Source organism: Bacteroidales bacterium (assembly GCA_018334875.1).
Classification (GTDB): Bacteria; Bacteroidota; Bacteroidia; order Bacteroidales; family UBA12077; genus JAGXLC01.
Map to the genome: position 1 here is coordinate 1 of JAGXLC010000336.1, position 4,430 is coordinate 4,430.

Annotated in this window: 3 protein-coding genes; all 3 read left to right on the top strand. The window is 41.6% G+C overall.

Going from position 1 to position 4,430, the window contains the following annotated elements:
- Positions 1-556: 556 nt before the first annotated feature.
- From KGY70_17620 to rarD, 3 genes are read left to right on the top strand one after another with little or no spacing between them, the layout of a single operon-like run.
- Positions 557-2,338: an SLC13 family permease gene (locus tag KGY70_17620; GenBank protein MBS3777021.1), complete on the top strand. Its 1,782-nt coding sequence runs from the start codon at positions 557-559 to the stop codon at positions 2,336-2,338.
- Positions 2,339-2,353: 15 nt separating this feature from the next.
- Entirely contained in the window at positions 2,354-3,178 is an 825-nt protein-coding gene (cysQ, locus tag KGY70_17625; protein MBS3777022.1) for a 3'(2'),5'-bisphosphate nucleotidase CysQ, read from the top strand.
- 23 nt (positions 3,179-3,201) lie between these two features.
- Positions 3,202-4,101: an EamA family transporter RarD gene (gene rarD, locus KGY70_17630; protein MBS3777023.1), complete on the top strand. Its 900-nt coding sequence runs from the start codon at positions 3,202-3,204 to the stop codon at positions 4,099-4,101.
- Positions 4,102-4,430: the final 329 nt, after the last annotated feature.

Consider the following 4,430-nt stretch of genomic DNA (forward strand, 5'->3'; position numbering starts at 1 on the left):
CAATCTGGATGAATATATCATGTTCGGTGGTGTTTTCGATCATTTTGATAATTGGCGGACCCTTACTCCGGTTCGGTTGTTTACCATCGTTGAGGGTCAACTCATGCACCGGCTGAATCCCTAATTTGGACAACCCAAAACGGAAACACATCAAATTCCTTGAAAGCATCCTGTTTGGTTTTGGCTTGTCCAAATTAGCAAGCAAAATTTATGAGGCATAATTATATAAAGGTCATGATCTTTTTCAATTATTTTTATCTTTGAAAATTGCCTCATAAATTTTGCCACAGTACCTTACCGGGCAAGTTTTGCCAAAAAAAGCAAGAATTTGACCGGTAAGGTGCTAACTGGCAGCTTTTTTGAACACTTCTATGATCTTAACTCCATTGCATGACGTCCACATGCAATCCCGTTTCTTACCTATAAACCGATTCCTTTGATTTTTTTATTTTTAACGAAGTATTATGAATAATAAAATTTATTACTTTAGATGCCTCAAAATAAAGAATATTTGTGATTAATTAGTTGACGGCCAGGTGCTAAAGTTCGGGAGGTTATGTTGACATTCGATATTATCGTTGTCTTTATCGTTTTGCTTTTTATTTTGATTTCTTTATACAAAGAAATACTTGGTGCTACCTTTACCTTCGTCATCGCTGTTACGGTACTTGGTTTTTTTGGTATTCTGACCCCAAAGGAAATTCTCAGCGGTTTTGCCAACGAGCAGATTTTCGTGATTATACTGTTGCTCCTGATCGGAGATGTGATCAGGCGAACCGGTTTTCTGGAAAGCATTTTTGACAGGATATTCCACTCCATTCGAAGTATAAGGGGTTTCCGGGCGCGGATGATGTTGCTTATTGCAGGTTTTTCTGCATTTCTGAATAATACCCCTCTTGTAGCCATTATGATGCCTTACGTAAATAACTGGAGCAAGAGGCATAGTATATCTCCTTCCAAATTATTGATGCCTCTCTCATTTGCAGCAATTTTAGGCGGTTGTGCAACACTCATCGGTACTTCCACCAACCTTATTGTTAGCGGTATGGCTGCCGATCAGGATATTGTTCCTGAAATCGGAGCCCTGAATATCTTTGATTTTACCTACGTAGGGGTCCCTATGATTCTTTTTGGCTTTATATACCTGTACTTTTTCAGCGACCGGTTTCTTCCTTCCAAATCGGATGCCATGGCCGACTTTTCTCAAAATTCAAGGGAATACCTGGTGGAAGCCCAGATAAGAAAAAATTCATCAATGGTAGGTAAAACAATTGAAGAGGCAGGTCTGAGAAACCTCAAGGGATTGTTTTTGGTTGAAATTATAAGGGGTTCATACAGGTTCAGGGCTGTCTCTCCCGACGTGCTTCTCCAGCAGAACGATATACTTATTTTTGCCGGCGATACGCATACCATTGCCGATATGGTTAATTCCAGGAACGGATTGACACTGCCTTCTGTAGGCATGATGTATAAGAAGAAGAAAACGGAGGTTGTGGAGATCGTGATATCTCAAAATTCTTCACTTATAGGTAAAACTGTTAAAGAGGTGCGCTTCCGGGCCCGTTATGATGCTGCAGTTATTGCGGTCCACCGGAACGGAGAGAAGATAAGCGGCAAAATTGGCGAGATAGTCCTTAAACCGGGTGATGTCCTGTTGCTCTTTACCGGCGAGGATTTCTTTAACCGTACCGTTCATACGCGGGATTTTTATTTTATTTCGAAAGTCCGCGATTTTAAAAAAGTTGAAGGGTATAAGATAGCCACTGTTTTTGGCGGGCTTTTAATAGCGATCACCCTTTCTGCCTTTCATGTGATATCACTGTTTATGGGGCTTCTGGTTCTTCTTATTGTGGCTTTTGCTTTGGGACTGGCTAACCCCAAAGAGCTTCCCAAGGCCATAGATTACGATCTGGCCCTGATCATTGTGCTTTCATTGGCTTTGGGCGTAGCCATGCGTAAAACAGGAGCTGCCGACCTGCTTGCCGATATGATCATTTCAGGTTTTATGCCCTTTGGGAAGATAGGACTGCTGACCGGTATATATCTGATCACTGCTTTTCTGGGAGCTTATATCGGGAATAAGGCGGCGGTGGCATTGGTATTCCCAATATCCCTGACGATGGCCGCCAATCTTGGCCTCCAGCCTATGCCATTTATTTTGATTGTATCATTTGCGGCCGCAGCCAATTTCCTGACCCCTATCGGGTACCAGACCAACCTTATGGTATATGGCCCCGGGGGGTATTCCTTCAATGATTTTTTCAAACTGGGCTTCCCTTTAACAGTGATCTATATGATTGTTACCATTACAGTATTGAGTTTAAGGTATTTTGTATAATAAGAATAAAACAAGATGGAAAACAAAGAACTAAAGGCATTGTTGACTACTGCTACACGTGCTGCTCTTGAAGCAGGAAAAAAAGTTAATGAGGTTTACCACGAGAAGGACTTTGAGGTAGAATCTAAGGCCGATGAATCTCCTCTAACCCTGGCGGACAGGAAAGCCCATGAGATCATTACAGGTTATTTGAACCAAACGGAATATCCGGTATTGAGTGAAGAAGGTAAGGATATTCCCTATGAAGAGCGAAGCAAATGGAATCATTTCTGGCTTGTGGATCCACTTGACGGCACGAAGGAATTTATAAAGAAAAACGGTGAGTTTACGGTGAACATTGCTTTGGTTAGAAAGGGCGAACCCATCCTGGGCGTTGTTTTTGCACCTTATGTAAATGAGCTCTATTTTGGGACCGAAACGTTCGGAGCTTATAAAGTGGAAGGCGAGAAAGGAGAACCCATGGCATGTGAAGATATTGACGAGCTGATGAAAAAGGGACAAATTCTTCCCCTTTCCGAAAAACGGGATAAGCTGGTGGTGGTGGCCAGCCGTTCGCACCTGAATGATGAAACCCAGGCCTATGTTGATGAACTTAAGAAGATCCATGGTGATGCTGAATTTGTATCAAAGGGCAGCTCATTGAAAATCTGCATGGTAGCTGAAGGAAAAGCGGATGTCTATCCGCGTTTCGGTCCGACCATGGAATGGGATACCGCCGCAGGTCATGCTGTTGCTTTAGCTGCAGGATTCCCGGTGACACAAAAAGACGGAACACCCCTGCTTTATAATAAAAAAGAGCTTCTGAATCCTTATTTTATAGTCAAATCCCCGAAATTGTAGTGGAGATAACTTTGTAACATGAGATGGTGGATAAAAACCGGGATTATATACTGGGGCACCTTTCAGCCTTATCGGCCTATGTGATTTGGGGGGTACTCCCCATTTACTGGAAACAGCTTGATCATGTTCCTGCACCGGAAATTCTGGCCCACAGAATATTCTGGGGTTTTGTGTTTTTGCTGCTGTTTAATGTTTTATCCAATCGCAAAGCGTATTTTAATCTTTTAAGAGACAAGAAGAAAAGAAGGACAATATACCTGACCTCTGGCTTGATTGCCGTCAACTGGCTGATATTCATTTTCGCAGTAACCAGCGGCCATATTGTGGATGCAAGTCTTGGATATTTTGTCAATCCTCTGGTAAGTGTGTTTTTGGGTTTACTGTTTTTAAAAGAAAAACTCAATCCACTAAAAACAGTCGCGATTCTTTTTGCCGCCACAGGTATGTTTTATCTTGCCTATAAATATGGTGAATTTCCATGGATTTCTGTAGGTTTGGCTCTTTCCTTTGGCTTTTACGGATTGGCCAAAAAATCTTTCGGTCTGAATCCCCTGAACAGTATTATGACGGAAACCATGTTTTTGTCTTTTTTGGCTGTTGCTTACATTGTATATAAAGGCATCCGGGACACAGGACATTTTGCGGTATTTGAACCGACAACTGATCTTTTTTTTATTTTGGGCGGATTTGTCACCGTGTTGCCGCTGTATCTTTTTGCCAACGGTGCTTCAAAGATCCCTCTGGCTAGTGTGGGATTCTTACAGTATTTTGCGCCCACGCTTATGTTGATCATTGGTGTATTTAAATATGGTGAAGCCCTTACACAAACCTATCTGATCAGCTTTCTCTTCATCTGGACTGGCCTGGCTATCTATACGGTGAATCTGGTAAAATCAGGCTATCGGGGCTATAAAAGAAAATAAAAAATTCTGCCTCCATTCTATTATCTGTAATATAAACTATGGTTAAAAATTCTTTGCTTTAGCGGGACAGACCGGCTCTTTACTCTCGTTTCGGCCCGAATGAACCAAAAGAAAGAATAAAACCGAATGATAAAGAATGACCATGAACTCTCAATAACCATCAATGACAATCAATGACGATCAATGACGATCAATGACGATCAATGACGATCAATGACGATCAATGACAATCAATGACAATCAATGAACACTGAATGACTATTTTATTTTTCTCCTGGCTGTTGCTTTAATGACTAAAATGGATAACATATACTTGTCGCAAGCCACTG

Coding starts and splice junctions, on each gene's coding strand:
- KGY70_17620 (MBS3777021.1), top strand. CDS start 557: ATGTTGACATTCGATATTATCGTTGTCTTTATCGTTTTGCTTTTTATT.
- cysQ (MBS3777022.1), top strand. CDS start 2,354: ATGGAAAACAAAGAACTAAAGGCATTGTTGACTACTGCTACACGTGCT.
- rarD (MBS3777023.1), top strand. CDS start 3,202: ATGGTGGATAAAAACCGGGATTATATACTGGGGCACCTTTCAGCCTTA.